Raw genomic sequence first — 15987 nt, 5'->3', positions numbered from 1 at the left:
GATGATCGATCTCTCCGTCCTCGAGGGTTCGTCGTACGTGGTGCTGGGGCTGGCGCGCTCCGGGCTGACCACGGTGCGCGCCCTGGTGGCCGCGGGGATCGACTGCGTCGCCTGGGACGACAACGAGGCGTCGCGCGATCAGGCTGCGAAGATCGGCGCCAAGCTGGTCGAGCCCGCCACCATCGACTGGAGCAAGGTCACCGCGCTGGTCATCAGCCCCGGCATTCCCAACCTGCTGCCCAAGCCGCACCCGGTGGCCGCTGCGGCGCGCGCGGCCGGCAAGCCGCTGATCTGCGACGTCGAATTGCTGGCCCGTGCCCAGCCGAATAACCGCTATGTCGCCGTCACCGGCACCAACGGCAAGTCGACCACCACGGCGCTGATCGGCCACATCCTCGAGAAGGCCGGCGCGGCCTGCGAGGTTGGCGGCAATATTGGCCGCGGCGCGCTCGACCTGGCGCCGCTCGGCCGCGACGGCATCTACGTGCTGGAGCTCTCGTCCTACCAGCTCGAATTGCTCGCGACCTTCCGCGCCCATGTCGCGGTGTGGCTCAACATCACGCCCGACCATATCGATCGCCACGGCGACATGGCGGGCTATGTCGCCGCCAAGGAGCACATCTTCGATCGCCAGCGCGAGGGCGACTGCGCCGTGATGGGCGTCGACGACGACTATTCGCGCGCCATGTTCGACAAGGTGTCCAAGCGGCCGCGCATCGGCGCCGTGCCGGTGGCGCTCGATCGGCCGATCGCCGCGGGCATCTCGTTCCGTGCCGGCACGCTGATCGATGCCGACGGCTATCTCGCCAACTTCGCCAACGTCGCCACCCTGCCGGGCGATCACAACGCGCAGAATGCGGCCTGCGCCTGGGCGGCCTGCCGCTGGCTGCAGATCGGGCGCGAGGCGATCCTTGGCGGACTCGAGAGCTATCCCGGCCTGCCGCACCGCCAGGAGCGGGTCGCGGCGCTGGGCAGGGTGACCTACGTCAACGACAGCAAGGCGACCAACGCCGATGCCGCGGCGCGTGCGCTCTCGTCCTACCGCAACATCTACTGGATCATCGGCGGCCAGGCGAAGGAGGGCGGCGTGGCACCGCTCGAACCATACTTCGACCGTATCCGCCATGCCTTCCTGATCGGCGAGGCCTCCGACCTGTTCGCGACCCAGCTCGCGGGCAAGCTGCCGTTCGAGCGCTGCGGCGACCTGCAGTCGGCGCTGAACGCCGCTCACGCCCGCGCGCAAGCCGAGGCGACTGAGCCCGCGGTGGTGCTGCTGTCGCCGGCCTGCGCCTCGTGGGACCAGTGGAAGAGCTATGAGCATCGCGGCGATGCCTTTCGCGCGATGGCGCGCGCCCTGCCGGGCGCCGAGACGGTGGGGAGAGCGGCATGATCCAGGTTCCGCGCGACGACCGCAGCCTGATCGGGCAATGGTGGTGGACGGTCGACCGCTGGGCGCTCGGTGCGATCCTGGCGATCATGGCGTTCGGCGTGATGCTGACCTTGGCGGCGTCGCCGCCGGCGGCCGAACGCATCGGCGCCGACTCCTTCATGTTCGCCAAGCGCCAGTTCCTGTTCCTGCCTCTGGCGCTGGCCTTGATGCTCGGCATCTCGCTCGCCTCGCCGCGTCATATCCGGCGACTGGCGCTGCTGGTGTTCTGCGGCAGCGTCGTGCTGCTCGCCGCGACCTTCGTGATCGGCGTCGAGATCAAGGGCGCGCGGCGCTGGATCTCGGTTCCGGGCCTGTCGAGCGTGCAGCCGTCGGAGTTCGTGAAGCCCAGCCTGGCGGTGATCTCGGCCTGGCTGCTGGCGCAGAGCCGGGTCGAGCGGCGCATGCCGGGCTACTTCCTCTGCACCCTGCTGGTCGGCGGCGTGCTGGGGCTGCTGATCCTGCAGCCCGACCTCGGCATGAGCATCGTCGTCGCCGCGGTGTGGGCGGCGCAGCTCTTCGTCGTCGGCCTGCCGATGTGGGTGGCGGGCTTCGGCGTGCTCGGCGGCGCGGCGGCGATGGTCGGTGCCTACTTCACCTTCAACCACGTGCGCAGCCGCTTCGACCGCTTCCTCGACCCGTCGTCGGGCGACAACTACCAGGTCAACACCGCGCTCGAGGCCTTCCAGAACGGCTCGCTGTTCGGCCGCGGCCCGGGCGAGGGCACCGTCAAGGCGCAGCTCCCCGACGCCCACACCGACTTCGTGATGGCGGTGGCGGGCGAGGAGTTCGGCCTCATCGTCTGCCTGCTGATCCTGGCCCTGTTCGCCTTCGTCACCCTGCGGGCGCTGTCGCGCGCCTCCAAGGAGACCAGCCTGTTCATCACCCTGGCCGGCACCGGCCTCGGCGTGCAGTTCGGCCTGCAGGCGGCGATCAACATGGCCTCGACCATCCAGCTCATCCCCGCCAAGGGCATGACCCTGCCGTTCATCTCCTATGGCGGCTCGTCGGCGCTGGCGATGGCGATCTGCGTCGGCATGATGCTGTCGTTGACCCGCGAGCATGCCGGCCTCAGAGAGGCGGTGTGATGGCCGAACGCCCGCCCATCTCCAAGCTAGTCGTCCTGGCGACCGGCGGCACCGGCGGGCATGTGTTCCCCGCCGAGGCGCTGGCGGGCGAGCTCGAGGCGCGCGGCGTGCCGTTCGCGCTGGTCACCGATTCGCGCGGCCGGCAATGGCAGGGCGCGCTGGCGCGCCGGCCGATCCACTACATCCATTCCGCCAGCCCCTCAGGCTCGCTGGCGAAGCGCCTGCAGGCGCTGCTGCTGCTTGGCCTCGGCCTGTTCGACGCCTGGCGCGCGCTCGGCCGCCTCTCTCCCGCCGCGGTGGTGGGTTTCGGCGGCTACGCGTCCGTCCCCACCATGATCGCGGCCCGCCTGCGCCGCATGCCGGCGATGGTGCACGAGCAGAACGCCGTGCTGGGCAGGGCCAATCGCCTGGTGTTGGGCGGCGTGTCCAAGGTCGCGACCTCCTTTGCCCGCACGCGCTTCGTCGACGACCGCGCGTATCTGGTCGGCAATCCGGTGCGCGAGCCGGTCCGCGCCCTGCGCGGCAGCACCTATCGCGCGCCCGGCCCGGATCGCGTGATCGACCTGCTGGCGTTCGGCGGCAGCCAGGGTGCCGCGTCGTTCAGCCAGGTCATTCCCGAGGCGATCCTGTCGCTGCCGCAGGCCATGCGGGCGCGGTTGCGCATCGTGCAGCAGTGCCGGCCCGAGGATCTCGAAAAGGTCCGCGCCCGCTACGAGAAGGCCAACATCGTGGCCGAGCTGGCGCCGTTCTTCGCCGACCTGCCGCAGCGGCTCGCCGGCGCGCACCTGGTGATCGGCCGCTCCGGCGCCTCGACGGTCGCCGAGCTCGCCACCATCGGCCGGCCCTCGATCCTGGTTCCTTATCCCTACGCCGCGGACGACCATCAGACCGCCAACGCCCGCGCCTTCGAGGCCGCCGGCGCCTGCATCGTCATCCCGCATGCCGAATTCACCGCGCCGGCTCTCGCCGGCCATCTTCGCGCGCTGTTCGAGGCGCCCGAGCGCATGTCCGTCATGGCTGCCGCCGCGCGCGCCGCCGGCCGGCCGGATGCTGCGTCACGTCTTGCAGATTTGGTCATAGGAGTCGCCGCATGAGGGCGCTACCGCTGGATATCGGTCTCATCCATTTCGTCGGTATCGGCGGCATCGGCATGTCGGGCATCGCCGAGGTCCTGCACAATCTCGGCTACAAGGTGCAGGGCAGCGACCTCGCCGACGGCGCCAACACGCGCCGTCTCGCCGATCTCGGGATCAAGGTCCATATCGGTCATCGCGCCGACAATGTCGGCAACGCCCAGGTCATCGTCGTCTCGTCGGCCGTCAAGAAGGACAATCCCGAGGTCCTGGCGGCGCGCGCCCGCTTCGTGCCGGTGGTGCGCCGCGCCGAGATGCTGGGCGAGCTGATGCGGCTCAAATGGTCGATCGCGGTCGGCGGCACGCACGGCAAGACCACCACGACCTCGATGGTCGCCTCGATGCTCGACGCCGGCGGGCTCGACCCGACGGTGATCAACGGCGGCATCATCAACGCCTACGGCACCAACGCCCGGATCGGCAGCGGCGACTGGATGGTGGTCGAATCGGACGAATCCGATGGCTCGTTCCTGCGCCTGCCGGCGACCATCGCCATCGTCACCAACGTCGATCCCGAGCATCTCGACCACTACGGCACCTTCGACGCCCTGCGCGACGCCTTCGTCCGCTTTGTGGAAAACATCCCGTTCTACGGCTTCGCCGTACTGTGCGCCGACCATCCCGAGGTCCAGGCGCTGATCCCGCGGGTCGCCGACCGGCGCATCGTCACCTACGGCCTGGGGGTGAACGCCGACGTCCGTGCGCTCAACCTCAAGCTCGACCGCGGCGGCGCCGACTTCGACGTCCAGGTCGCCAACCGCGCCACCAACAGCTCGCGCACCATCGTCGACTTGCGCCTGCCGATGTTCGGTCAGCACAATGTCCTGAACGCGCTGGCCGCCGTCGCCGTGGCCGCCGAGATGGGCCTGCCCGACGAGACCATCCGCCGGGCCCTGTCGGGCTTCGCCGGCGTGAAGCGCCGCTTCACCAAGACCGGCGAGGCGCACGGCATCACCGTGATCGACGACTACGGCCACCATCCGGTGGAGATCGCCGCCACCCTGCGCGCCGCGCGCCAGAGCTATGGCGGCACCGGTCGCGTGATCGCCGTCATGCAGCCGCACCGCTACACGCGCCTTGGCTCGCTCAAGAACGAGTTCGCGGCGTGCTTTGTCGATGCCGACACTGTTCTGGTTGCCGACGTCTATGCCGCCGGCGAGGCGCCGATCGAGGGCGTCAATCGCGACATGCTGGTCGGCCTGGTGAGCAAGGCCGGCCATCGCGACGTGCACGCACTGCAGAGCCCGGGCGAGCTGCCGGGGTTGATCTGGCAAATCGCACGGCCCGGCGATGTTGTCGTCTGCCTTGGCGCCGGCAACATTACGGCCTGGGCGCACGCGCTGCCGGGCCAGTTGCAGCAGATCGCGTCCGAGCAGGCCGGTCCGCGCGCGATTGCCAACGGCAACGATCCCGGGACCGCGGCATGATGGCGCTCGAATCGTCCCATGCGCATCTGATCGACCGGCTGGTCAAGCCGCGTGGCCGACTGACGGCCGATGCGCCGCTCGGCGCGCAGACCTGGTTCCGCACCGGCGGTCCGGCCGAGATCCTGTTTCGGCCGGCCGACGCCGAGGATTTGGCGGCGTTTCTCAAGGCCTTGCCGGCCGATGTTCCGGTGACGGTGCTGGGCGTGGGCTCCAACCTGCTGGTGCGCGACGGCGGCATCAAAGGTGTGGTGATCCGTCTGATGCGCGGCTTCACCGGCATCGCGGTTGAAGGGACGGAGGTCGTGGCCGGCGCCGGCGCGCTCGACCTCAACGTCGCCCTGACCGCGCGCGATCATTCGCTGGCGGGGCTGGAGTTCCTGAGCGGCATCCCCGGCACGATCGGCGGCGCCTTCCCGACCAATGCCGGCGCCTATGGCAGCGAGTTGGTGGACGTGCTGATCTCGGCCGAGGCCGTCGATCGCAAGGGTGCCATCCGCACCGTGACGCCGGCCGAGCTCGGCCTCAGCTACCGCCACAGCAAGGCGCCGGAAGACTGGATTTTTACGTCGGCTAGATTGCGCGCGACGCCGGGCGACCAGGTGACCATCGCGCAGCGCATCGCCGAGATCGATTCGGCGCGGGCCGAGACCCAGCCGCGCAGCCGCACCGGCGGCTCGACCTTCGCGAACCCGCCGAACCTCAAGGCGTGGGAGCTGATCGACCGCGCCGACTGCCGCGGCCTGCGCATCGGCGACGCCCAGGTCTCCGAGAAGCATTGCAACTTTCTGATCAATCTTGGCGACGCCACGGCGGCCGACATCGAGTCGCTGGGCGAGGAAGTGCGCAGCCGCGTCTTCAAGCAGTCCGACGTCCTGCTGCAGTGGGAAATCCGCCGCCTCGGGAAGAAGAAATGACCACGGTCGCGGTGCTGATGGGCGGCTGGTCGCCCGAGCGCGAGGTCTCGCTGGTCAGCGGCAAGGCCTGCGCCGAGGGCTTGCGCGACGGCGGCCACACGGTCATCGAGTATGACGTGAAGCGCGACCTGCGGGCGCTGGTCGATTTCCTGCGGCCGGCCGGCGGCGGCGGACCCGATGTCGTGTTCAACGCAATGCACGGCAAGTACGGCGAGGATGGCTGCATCCAGGGCGTGCTCGAGATCCTGGCGGTGCCTTATACGCATTCCGGCGTGCTCGCCTCGGCGATCGCCATGGACAAGCCGATGGCGCGGCACGTCTTCACCTCGATCGGCATCCGCGTCGCGCTCGGCAAGGTCGTCGAGCGGCGCTCTCTTGCATCGGGCGATCCGATGCCGCGGCCTTATGTCGTGAAGCCGATCGACCAGGGATCGAGTGTCGGCGTGCACATCGTTCGCGAAGGCGATAATCTGTCCGTCGTGGAAGCGGCTGAAGCGCAGTTCGGTGAGAGAGTCCTGATCGAGCAGTTCGTGCCCGGTCGCGAGCTCACCGTTGCGATCATGGCCGACAAGGCCGTCGCGGTGACCGAGCTGCGCCCACGCACCCGCTTCTACGACTACGAAGCCAAGTACACCGATGGCGTCACCGAGCATCTGGTGCCCGCGCCGATCCCGGCCGAGGTCTACGAAAAGGCCAAGGAATGGGCGCTGATGGCGCATCAGGCGCTGGGCTGCACCGGCCTCACGCGCGCCGACCTGCGCTGGGACGATAGCAAGCCCGGCACCGACGGCCTGGTCGTGCTCGAGCTCAACACCCAGCCCGGCATGACGCCCTTGTCGCTGGCGCCCGAGCAGGCCAAATGGGCGGGCATCTCGTGGTCGCAGCTCATGACCTGGATGGTCGAGCATGCGCGGCGGCCCTCATGAGCGAGATGCGATGAGCAAGGCGCCGTCCACCAAGCCGGGACAGCCGCCGCGCCGAGACTACGATCGCCGCAAGCGCCGCACGCGCGCGGCCATCAAGAAGATCGGCCGGCCGATCTGGCGCCAGCCGATGATGCTGGGGCTGTCGGTGCTGCTGCTCGGCCTCGGCGGCGGCGGCGGCTGGTATGCGTGGAAGCAGGGCTGGCTGGTCGAGGCCCAGGCCCAGGTCGATGGCGCCTTCCACGCCGTCATCGCGGCGATCACGCCGTTCAAGCTGAGCGACGTCACGGTCGAAGGCCGCGAGTATGTCGAGCGCGACGCCATCCTGGCCGCACTCAATGTGCAGGCGGGCGATTCGCTGCTCGGCATCGACCTGCAGGCGGCTCGCAAACGACTGGAGGCAATCGACTGGGTGTCGAGCGCGACCGTCGAGCGTCGTCTGCCGGACACCCTTTACGTAACGCTGAAGGAGCGCCGCGCCGTCGCGATCTGGCAGAACGGCAGCGAGTACACGCTGATCGACAAGAACGGCCGCACCGTGAAGGCGAGCCGGATGCCGCCCGGCGCCGAGAAGCTGCTGCTGCTGGGCGGCCCAGGCGCGCCCGAGCATGTCGGCGAGCTGCTGCTACTGCTCGCCTACGAGCCCAGCATCGCCAACCAGCTGCGCGCCGCCGTGTGGGTCGGCCAGCGCCGCTGGAATCTGGTGCTGACCAACGACACCGAGATCTGGTTGCCGGAAGAAGATGCGGTCGCGGCTCTCCAGCGCATGGCCAAACTCGAAGCTTCGGATAAACTGCTGTCGCGCGAGTTCGGCGTCGTCGATCTGCGGCTGCCGGACAAACTCTATCTCAGGAAACGGGCATCGGCCGGCGACCCTCCGCCGAACGGACCTGTCTAGAAACGCAGAAACGTAAGCGTACAAGCACGGGGATACATCGTGGCTAAGACAAGAAACGGGGTGATCGCCGCTCTCGATATCGGCACCAGCAAGGTGGTCTGCTTCGTCGCCCGGGTCGACGGGCAGGGGCTGCGGGTGGTCGGCATCGGTCACCAGCCGGCGCTCGGCATGCGGTCGGGCAACATCGTCGACATGGAATCGGCGACCCGCGCCATCTCCTCGGCGGTGTCGACGGCGGAAGAGATGTGCGGCGAGCATGTCCGCGAGGTCATCGTCGGCGTCAGCGGCGGCTCGCCCTCGTCGCACAACCAGAACCTCGAAGTGGCGATCGGCCATCACGAGATCGGCGAGCGCGACGTCCGCCGCGTCCAGCAGCACATCGCGCTCCCGGCCGAGACCGCCGACCGCGACATCATCCACTCGGCGGCGATCGGCTACTCGGTCGACGGCACGCCGGTGCGCGACGCCCGCGGCATGTTCGGCGAGCGGCTGGGCGTCGACGTCCACCTGGTCACCGCGGCCAGCGGCTCGATGCGCAACCTCCAGGTCTGCGTTCGCCGCGCCCATCTCGAGATCTCGGAGCGGGTGGTGGCGAGCCACGCCGCCGGCCTCAGCTCCCTGGTTGCCGACGAGCGTGACCTCGGCGTCACCCTGATCGACATGGGCGGCGGCACGACCTCGATCGCCGTCTTCTATGAAGGCAACCTCGTCCACGTCGATTCGATCCCGGTCGGCGGCGAGCACGTCACCCGCGACATCGCCCGTGGCCTCTCCACGCCGGTCGCCCATGCCGAGCGCATGAAGACGCAGATCGGCCGCGCCGTCGCCAAGCCTAACGACGAGTACGACATCATCGACGTGCCGCTGATCGGCGAGGAGGACCGGACCCGGCCCAACCACATCCCTCGGTCGATTCTCGTGGGAATCATTCGCCCGCGCGTCGAGGAGACGTTCGAGCTGGTGCGCAGCCGCCTCGAGGCCTCAGGTGTGGATAAGTTGGCCGGCGGCCGCGCCGTTCTGGTCGGCGGCGGCTGCCAGCTCGACGGCGTGCCCGAGGTCGCGAGCGCGATCCTCAACAAGAAAGTACGCACCGGCGGGCCGTTGCGCCTCGCCGGGCTCGCGGATTCGACCGGCGGACCGGCCTTTTCCGCGGCGGCGGGCCTGCTCGCCTTCGCGCAGCAGCATCACGTCGTCGTCCAGGCGCAACCCGCCGTCAGCGAAGCGCCTTCGAGTCGAATTGGGCGGATTGGCAGTTGGATAAGGGAAAATTTTTAGGCAATATGTTGTGTGGGAAGTGGCAATTCCCACAGGCTGTAGAGATAACCAAGAAAAAGCCGGTGGCAGTGTAAGGGCTTACCCAAAACACAGGCTCACGCTGCCGCTCCGAGCAGATAACCCCCTCGTTTGCGTGGAGAGCGCCGTATGACCATCAACCTCAGCCTCCCTCAGAAGGAGTCCGAGATTAAGCCGCGCATCACCGTCGTCGGTGTCGGTGGCGCGGGCGGCAACGCCGTCAACAACATGATCAGTGCCGCGCTGGAAGGCGTGGAGTTCATCGTTGCCAATACCGACGCCCAGGCGCTCGGCCAGTCGCTCGCCGACCGCCGCGTCCAGCTCGGCATCACCATCACCCAGGGCCTCGGCGCCGGGGCGCGGCCCGAGGTCGGCCGCCAGGCCGCCGAAGAAGCGCTGCCGGAGATCCTGCAGCTGCTCGACGGCGCCAACATGGTGTTCGTCACCGCCGGCATGGGCGGCGGCACCGGCACCGGTGCGGCGCCCGTGATCGCCGAGGCGGCGCGCGCGCAGGGCATCCTGACCATCGGCGTCGTCACCAAGCCGTTCCACTTCGAGGGCCGCCGCCGCATGCAGTCGGCCGAGCAGGGCATCACCGAGCTCGAGAAGGTGGTCGACACCCTGATCGTCATCCCGAACCAGAACCTGTTCAAGATCGCCAACGAGAAGACGACCTTCGCCGACGCCTTCAAGATGGCCGACGACGTGCTGCACATGGGCGTGCGCGGCGTCACCGACCTGATGGTCATGCCCGGCCTGATCAATCTCGACTTCGCCGACATCCGCACCGTGATGGGCGAGATGGGCAAGGCGATGATGGGCACCGGCGAGGCCGAGGGTCCGGATCGCGCCCGCGTCGCGGCCGAATCGGCCATCTCGAACCCGCTGCTGGAAGATCACTCGATGAAGGGCGCCAAGGGCGTGCTCATCAACATCACTGGCGGCCTCGACATGACGCTGCACGAGGTCGACGAGGCGGCCAACCGCATCCGCGAGGAAGTCGACCAGGACGCCAACATCATCTTCGGCTCGACCTTCGATGCCTCGATGCAGGGCCGCATGCGCGTGTCGGTCGTCGCCACCGGCATCGCCGCGCTGGCGGCGCAGGCGCCGGCGCCGAACTACCTCAACCTCGACATGACCCGGCCGATCCAGACCGGCCAGCCGGCGCTCAGCCGTCCGACCGCGCCGCCGGTTGGCCGCGTCGCCATGCCGGCCGCGGCGGTTGCCGCGCCGATCCCGACTCCGCCGCCCGCCCCGGTGATGCCGCAGCCGGTCGTGGCGCCGGTCGCGCCGCCGCCCGCGCCCATCGCAGCGCCGGTACAGGTGATGATGGAAGCCCCCGTGCCGGTCGTCGCCGAGGTGCCGCCGGAGCCCGTCGCCATCGCGCCGCCCGCTGTCGCGGCAGTCGAAGCGCCGGCTCCCGCGCCGATCGCGGCCACGATCGCGCCGGCTCCCGCGCCCGTTGCGGCGCCTGCGGCGCAGAAGCCGCTGGTCGACGAGAACGACTGGCGGGTCACGCGCCCGGCTACCCGGCCGATGGTGCGGGCCCACGAGCCGGTGGCGCGCCCGACGGTCGCGCGGCCTGTCGGCGGCGATCGCGCGCCCAACCTGTTCCAGCGCATCACCGGCGCCTTCTCGGCACCCAAGGCCGCGCCCGCCGCTCCGATGGCGCCGGTCGAGCCGTCGGTGGCACGCGCGTCCGCGCCTGCCCCTCAGCCGGAGAACGTCGTGGCGGTGGCGCCCAAGCCCGCGCCGCGGCCGGCGCCGGCGCAGCCGTCGATGACCCTCGACGTCACCGAGCGCGCCAAGCCGGCGCGCGATGACGACGACCTGCAGATTCCGGCCTTCCTGAGGCGCCAAGCCAACTGACTGCAGGCCTGTGTAGCGTTCTCCATGCATCTTCTTGAGGGGCCTTTGGCCCCTCTCTTTTTTCGGCGTCGGCGTGATATAAAAACCGCGAACCGGCTTCACGGATGGGATATGTCGAAAGCGTCGATCTTTAACCGCGCGCGCCCCGCATTGGCGTTTGCCCCTGTGGCGTTGCTGGCGATGTCGCTGTCGGCCTGTGGCTGGTTCAGCTCCGACAAGGACGAGACCTACAACGAGCAGCCGGTCGAGGTGCTGTACAACCGCGCGCTCGACGATCTCGGCCGCCAGGAATACAAGCTCGCTGCCAAGGAGTTCGAGGAGGTCGACCGCCAGCATCCCTACTCGGTGTGGGCGACCAAGGCGCAGATCATGGCCGCCTTCACCTACTACCAGTCGAACAAGTACGATGACGCCATCATCGCGCTCGACCGCTTCATCCAGCTCCATCCCGGCCATCGCGACATCCCGTACGCCTACTACCTGAAGGGCCTCTGCTACTACGAGCAGATCTCCGACGTCGGCCGCGACCAGCGCATGACCCAGCAGGCGCTCGATGCGCTGTCCGACGTCGCCAAGCGCTTCCCCGATTCGGTCTATGCCCGCGACGCCCGCCTCAAGGTCGAGCTGACCATCGACCATCTCGCCGGCAAGGAGATGGACATCGGCCGCTACTACCAGAAGCAGCACCAGTATATCGGCGCCATCAACCGCTACCGCACGGTGATCGAGCGCTACCAGACCACCACGCACGTGCCGGAGGCGCTGCACCGCCTGGTCGAGAGCTACCTGGCGCTGGGCGTGCAGAGCGAGGCCAAGGAGACCGCAGCCGTGCTCGGCCACAACTTCCCGGGCAGCGACTGGTACGCCGACAGCTACTTCCTGCTCACCGGCGAGGACTATCGCATCGGCGACAAGAGCGGCGGCAGCGGCAGCGGCGGCTGGTTCTTCGGACTGTTCTGACCGGCCGACATGCTTCTCTCGCTTTCGATCCGCGACTTCGTGCTGATCGAAAAGCTCGATCTCAGCTTCACCCATGCCTCCCAATCGGGCCTCGGCGCCCTGACCGGCGAGACCGGCGCCGGCAAGTCGATCCTGATCGACGCGCTGGGCCTGGCGCTCGGCGCCCGCGCCGAATCGAGCGCGGTCCGGCGCGGGTCGGCGCAGGCGTCGGTGGCGGCGTCGTTCGACCTGCCGAAGGACCACGCCGCGCACGCGATCCTCAGCGAGCAGGGGCTCGACGACGAGGATGTGCTGACGCTCCGCCGCACCATCGGCGCCGACGGCCGCGGCCGCGCCTTCGTCAACGACCAGCCGGCCTCGGTGGCGCTGCTGCGGCGGCTGGGCGAGACGCTGGTCGAGATCCAGGGCCAGATGGAGCAGCACGGCCTGCTCGACATGGCGACGCACCGCGCCTCGCTCGACGCCTTTGCCGGGCTGGAGAAGCAGGCGGCCGCCGTGCGCGGGGCCTGGCGCGGCTGGCGCGAGGCCGAGCAGGCGCGCGCCGAGGCCGAGGCCGCTGCCGCCGCTGCGCGCCGCGACGAGGATTTCCTGCGCCATGCCGTGAAGGAGCTCGAAACGCTGGCGCCCAAGGCCGACGACGAGGAGACGCTGGCCGCCGAGCGGCAGCTCTTGCGCGCCGGCACCGCGCTGGGCGAGGCGGTGGCCCAGGCATTGGGTGAGCTGGAAGAGGGACGTGGTGCGGTCGCCGCCCTGCGCGCGGCGCATCGCCTGATCGAGCGCAACGTCGATAAGGCCGCCGGCCGCCTCGATGCGTCGCTGACGGCGCTCGACAAGGCGTTGAGCGAGGCGACCGAGGCGCAGGCGCAGCTCGAGACGGCACAAGAGTCGCTGGAGTTCGACCCGACGCGCCTGGAGAAGATCGAGGAGCGGCTGTTCGCGCTCCGCGCCGCCGCCCGCAAGCATGGCGTGACCGTGGCCGAGCTGGCGCCGCTGGCCGAGAAGATGACGGCGCAGCTTGCCGCGCTCGACGACGGCGAAGCGGGCCTGAAGACGCTGGCCGAGAAGGCTGACGCGGCGCGGGCGGCCTATGTCGCGGCAGCCGAGGCGCAGGCGGCGGCGCGGCGCAAGGGCGCGGCGCGGCTCGACAAGGCGGTTTCGACCGAGCTCGGCCCGCTCAAGCTCGAGAAGGCGAAGTTCGTGACCGAGCTGACGCCGCTCGCCGAAGCCGACTGGTCCGAGTCGGGCACCGATCGCGTGCAGTTCACCGTCGCCACCAACCCCGGCACGCCGCCGGCGCCGATCGGCAGGATCGCCTCAGGCGGCGAGCTGTCGCGCTTCCTGCTGGCGCTCAAGGTCTGCCTCGCCAAGGTCGGCGACGCCCCCACGATCGTGTTCGACGAGGTCGATTCCGGCATCGGCGGCGCTACAGCCGCCGCGGTCGGCGAGCGGCTGAAGCGGCTCGCGAAAGAGGTGCAGGTGCTGGTGGTGACGCATTCGCCGCAGGTCGCGGCGATCGCCGATCGGCACTGGCTGATCCGCAAGACCACCACGCGCACCAACGCCAGCACCGATGTCTTGTCGCTTGACGCCAAGGGCCGGCGAGAGGAAATCGCCCGCATGCTGTCGGGCGCCGAGGTCACGGCCGAGGCGCGCGCCGCCGCCGACCGGCTGCTGGCGACGGCGGGGTAACGAGAGCGCTTCCTCCCCATTCAAATGGGGAGGTGCCCGCGTAATCGCGGGCGGAGGGGTCATGAGTCACAGTCGTGATGCGGCCTATACCCCTCCGCCCGTATGACGGGGCGCCTCCCCATATGAATGGGGAGGAAAAATGTCCCCGGCGCACTAAAATCCCGCCATGTCCAAAGCTGCCAAAGTTGTCGCCGCGTTGAAGGTCGACGATCTCACCCAGCGCCAGGCGAAGGCCGAGCACAAGCGGCTGGCCGACGAGATTCGCGCCAACGACGTGCTCTACCACGAGAAGGATGCGCCGGAGATCTCCGACGCCGACTACGACAAGCTGCGCGTGAGGCTGAAGGCGATCGAGGCGAAGTTCCGGCAACTCGTCGATCCCGACAGCCCGACCCAGCAGGTCGCGCCGACGCCGAGCACCGCCTTCGCCAAGGTCCGGCACCTGAAGCCGATGCTGTCGCTCGACAACGCCTTCACGGACGAGGAGCTGCTGGGCTTTCTCGACCGGGTGCGCCGGGGCCTCGAGCGCGAGACCGACCTCAAGCCCGAGGACGAGATCGCCTTCAGCTGCGAAGCCAAGATCGACGGCCTGTCGATCAGCCTGCGCTACGAGGATGGCGAGTTCATCCAGGGCGCCACGCGCGGCGACGGCACGACCGGCGAGGATGTCACGCCCAACCTCAAGACCATCAAGGACATCCCGCACAAGCTGAAGGGCAGAGGCGTGCCGAAGGCCTTCGACGTGCGCGGCGAGGTCTATATGGAGCGCAAGGCGTTCCAGGAGATGAACAAGCGCCAGGAGGCGGCGGGCGAGAAGGTCTTCGCCAACCCGCGCAACGCCGCCGCCGGCTCGCTGCGCCAGCTCGACTCCGACATCACGGCGACCCGGCCCCTGCGCTTCTTCGCCTATGCCTGGGGCGAGGCCGAGCCGCGCCCGTGGAAGACCCACAGCGAGTACCTCAGGCTCCTGAAGGAGTGGGGCTTCAAGACCAATCCGCTCACCCGGCTCTGCAAGACGCCGGACGAGGTGCGCGCCTTCTATCGCGAGATCGGCGTCGAACGGCCGACGCTGCCCTATGACATCGACGGCGTGGTCTACAAGGTCGATCGCATCGACTGGCAGGAGCGGCTGGGCTTCGTCAGCCGCGCGCCACGTTGGGCGATCGCCCACAAGTTCCCGGCCGAGCAGGCGCGCACGCGGCTGAACGGCATCAACATCCAGGTCGGGCGCACCGGCGCGCTGACCCCGGTCGCCGAGCTGGAGCCGGTGAATGTCGGCGGTGTGATGGTCGGGCGCGCCAGCCTGCACAATGCCGACGAGATCGAGCGGCTGGACGTGCGGGTCGGCGACATGGTCACGATCCAGCGCGCCGGTGACGTCATCCCTCAGGTTCTGGGCGTCGTGCCGGAAGAGCGGCCGAAGAACGCGAAGAAATATCACTTCCCGGACCACTGCCCGTGCCCACTGAAGACGCCGGTGAAGAGTGAGGACGGAGGCGTGGTGCGGCGCTGCTCGGGCGGGCTGGAATGCCCGTTCCAGCAGGTCGAGCGGCTGCGCTACTTCGTGTCGCGCAACTGCTTCGACATCGAGGGGCTGGGCGGCACCCACATCGAGAACTTCTTCAACGACGGGCTGCTCAAGATCCCGGGCGACATCTTCCGGCTGAAGAGCAAGGAAGCCGAGATCAAGAAGCGTGAGGGGTGGGGCGACCTCTCGGTGAGGAACCTGCTGGCGGCCATCGAAGCGCGCAAGACGATCACCCTCGACCGCTACATCAACGCGCTCGGCATCCCGCTGATCGGCGAGGCGACCGCCAAGATCCTGGCGCAGGAGTACGGCGACGCCGACGACTGGCTGGCCGAGATGCTGGCCGCCGCCAAGGAGCGCAAGAAGCAGCCCGACGACGTCAGGAAGGAGAAGGCCGCTGCCGAGGTCGGCGGGAGCTACGGCCGCCTCTGCAACGTCGAGCAGATCGGCGTCACCACGGCCGACGCCATGTGCGCCTTCTTCAGCGAAGGCCACAATGTCGAGATCATCAAGGACCTGCGCAAGCAGCTCACCGTCGAGGCGGTGAAGCGCCGGGTGATCGCCGCCGACGCGCCGCTCAAGGACAAGATCGTGGTCTTCACCGGCGAGCTCTCGACGATGACGCGCGACGCCGCCAAGGCCCGTGCCGAGGAGCTCGGCGCCAAGGTCACCGACTCGGTGTCGAAGAAGACGTCGCTGGTCGTGGTCGGCGAGAATGCCGGCTCCAAGGCCCGCAAGGCCGCCGAGCTCGGCGTCCAGACGCTGACCGAAGAGGAGTGGGTCAAGCTTTCAGGATAGTCAGAGGAGCGCGCCACGGGAGTGGCGCGCTCCTCTGA

Annotated in this window: 12 protein-coding genes; all 12 read left to right on the top strand. The window is 69.0% G+C overall.

The genetic code is table 11. The annotated features are described in order from the left end of the window. Position 1 precedes the first annotated feature (1 nt). The 12 genes from murD to ligA all read left to right on the top strand — a co-directional run bounded on the left by murD (position 2) and on the right by ligA (position 15949). Positions 2-1390 (top strand): UDP-N-acetylmuramoyl-L-alanine--D-glutamate ligase, encoded by a 1389-nt coding sequence (murD, locus tag J0J01_RS14835; RefSeq protein WP_296381853.1) that lies wholly within the window; start codon positions 2-4, stop codon positions 1388-1390. Continuing rightward, positions 1387-2514: a putative peptidoglycan glycosyltransferase FtsW gene (locus J0J01_RS14830; protein ID WP_296381851.1), complete on the top strand. Its 1128-nt coding sequence runs from the start codon at positions 1387-1389 to the stop codon at positions 2512-2514. Before murD ends, J0J01_RS14830 begins: the two co-directional genes overlap by 4 nt. Then, entirely contained in the window at positions 2514-3608 is a 1095-nt protein-coding gene (gene murG / locus J0J01_RS14825; RefSeq protein ID WP_296381849.1) for an undecaprenyldiphospho-muramoylpentapeptide beta-N-acetylglucosaminyltransferase, read from the top strand. The genes J0J01_RS14830 and murG overlap by 1 nt, the downstream gene beginning before the upstream one ends. Next, positions 3605-5074 (top strand): UDP-N-acetylmuramate--L-alanine ligase, encoded by a 1470-nt coding sequence (gene murC / locus J0J01_RS14820; protein WP_296381847.1) that lies wholly within the window; start codon positions 3605-3607, stop codon positions 5072-5074. The genes murG and murC overlap by 4 nt, the downstream gene beginning before the upstream one ends. Further along, a complete protein-coding gene (gene murB, locus J0J01_RS14815) occupies positions 5071-5988 on the top strand; it encodes a UDP-N-acetylmuramate dehydrogenase (RefSeq protein WP_296381845.1) in 918 nt (305 codons plus the stop codon). The genes murC and murB overlap by 4 nt, the downstream gene beginning before the upstream one ends. Beyond that, entirely contained in the window at positions 5985-6914 is a 930-nt protein-coding gene (locus J0J01_RS14810) for a D-alanine--D-alanine ligase (protein ID WP_296381843.1), read from the top strand. The genes murB and J0J01_RS14810 overlap by 4 nt, the downstream gene beginning before the upstream one ends. A gap of 10 nt (positions 6915-6924) precedes the next feature. Then, complete coding sequence (locus J0J01_RS14805) at positions 6925-7809, top strand: FtsQ-type POTRA domain-containing protein (protein ID WP_296381841.1); 885 nt, start codon at positions 6925-6927, stop codon at positions 7807-7809. A 39-nt stretch (positions 7810-7848) separates the two neighbouring features. Beyond that, positions 7849-9084, top strand: coding sequence for a cell division protein FtsA (gene ftsA / locus J0J01_RS14800; RefSeq protein ID WP_296381839.1), 1236 nt, complete (start codon positions 7849-7851; stop codon positions 9082-9084). Positions 9085-9231: 147 nt separating this feature from the next. Then, complete coding sequence (ftsZ, locus tag J0J01_RS14795; RefSeq protein WP_296381837.1) at positions 9232-10974, top strand: cell division protein FtsZ; 1743 nt, start codon at positions 9232-9234, stop codon at positions 10972-10974. 150 nt (positions 10975-11124) lie between these two features. Next, a complete protein-coding gene (locus tag J0J01_RS14790) occupies positions 11125-11934 on the top strand; it encodes an outer membrane protein assembly factor BamD (RefSeq protein ID WP_296381835.1) in 810 nt (269 codons plus the stop codon). Between the two features lie 9 nt (positions 11935-11943). Beyond that, positions 11944-13623: a DNA repair protein RecN gene (gene recN / locus J0J01_RS14785; protein ID WP_296381834.1), complete on the top strand. Its 1680-nt coding sequence runs from the start codon at positions 11944-11946 to the stop codon at positions 13621-13623. 166 nt (positions 13624-13789) lie between these two features. Then, complete coding sequence (gene ligA, locus J0J01_RS14780) at positions 13790-15949, top strand: NAD-dependent DNA ligase LigA (protein ID WP_296381831.1); 2160 nt, start codon at positions 13790-13792, stop codon at positions 15947-15949. Positions 15950-15987: the final 38 nt, after the last annotated feature.

Origin of the sequence: Reyranella sp., from assembly GCF_017305915.1 — a bacterium.
Classification (GTDB): Bacteria; Pseudomonadota; Alphaproteobacteria; order Reyranellales; family Reyranellaceae; genus Reyranella.
Note: the sequence above shows the minus strand (reverse complement) of the source record. Positions and strands in the feature narration are given on the sequence as shown.